At 72.9% G+C, this 737-nt stretch carries 3 pseudogenes; 1 reads left to right on the top strand and 2 read right to left on the bottom strand.

The window, feature by feature from the left end:
* Nucleotides 1-209: pseudogene (locus tag ABFY07_RS42735) on the top strand (sulfite exporter TauE/SafE family protein); the annotation flags it as partial.
* A gap of 80 nt (nucleotides 210-289) precedes the next feature.
* On the opposite strand, the pseudogene ABFY07_RS42740 reads toward ABFY07_RS42735, so the two are convergent.
* Both ABFY07_RS42740 and ABFY07_RS42745 read right to left on the bottom strand, forming a co-directional pair.
* Nucleotides 290-604 (bottom strand): annotated as a pseudogene (locus ABFY07_RS42740) (Rid family hydrolase); the annotation flags it as partial.
* 42 nt (nucleotides 605-646) lie between these two features.
* Nucleotides 647-737, bottom strand: a pseudogene (locus ABFY07_RS42745) (aldo/keto reductase); the annotation flags it as partial.

Genomic DNA, 737 nt, shown 5'->3' on the forward strand with positions numbered 1-737 from the left:
CGCTCCCGGCGTCCGCGAGCGCGCACGTCCACCTGGTGGGCCTCGTCGACGCGGGTGCCGCCGCGGCCCTGCTCGCCGGTGCCCTGCCGGTCATCGGGGTGCTGCGGCGGCGCCCACCGCGCATCCCCGACCGGATCCACGCCTGGGCGTACATAGGGCTGCTCACCGTCGTGGTGGCGGCGATGCTGCTGTCGGGCGTCTCATGGTGACGGCGGTGTGGGCACGGTCAGGCGCCGCCAGGCACTTCCGGTCCAGGCCGCGCTCGGCCGCCGCGTCGTGTCAATGGGCCTCAAGCATCGAGCACGGCGGCGACGGCCTCGATCTCGACGAGCTGGTCCTCATAGCCGAGGACAGTGACACCCATCAAGGTGCTGGGGACGTCGTGGTCAGCGAACGAGTCCCGGACTACCTGCCAGGCAGAGCCCAGGTCCTCCCGCCGGGCCGATGCGACGAGCACCCTTGTGCTGATGACGTCCTGGAGTGACGCGCCGGCGGCAGCGAGAGCGGCCCGCACGGAACCCACGGATGAACGCACCCTGCCCGAGGAGGGCCGGCGGCGGGCGGAGACGCCCCTCAGGTCCGCACGATCCGGGGCGGCCCGTGCGGGACGGTGTGGATCGCTCCCGCACGGGCCGCCCAAGAGTGGCTAGTTGAGGGTGTCCGGGTCGGGACCGGTGCGCAGACCGCGGTCGAGGGCGGCGATCGCGGCCATCTCCTCGTCCGACAGAGTGAAGTCG

It is taken from the genome of Streptomyces sparsogenes subsp. cuspidosporus (genome assembly GCF_039532705.1).
Lineage (GTDB): Bacteria > Actinomycetota > Actinomycetes > Streptomycetales > Streptomycetaceae > Streptomyces > Streptomyces sparsogenes.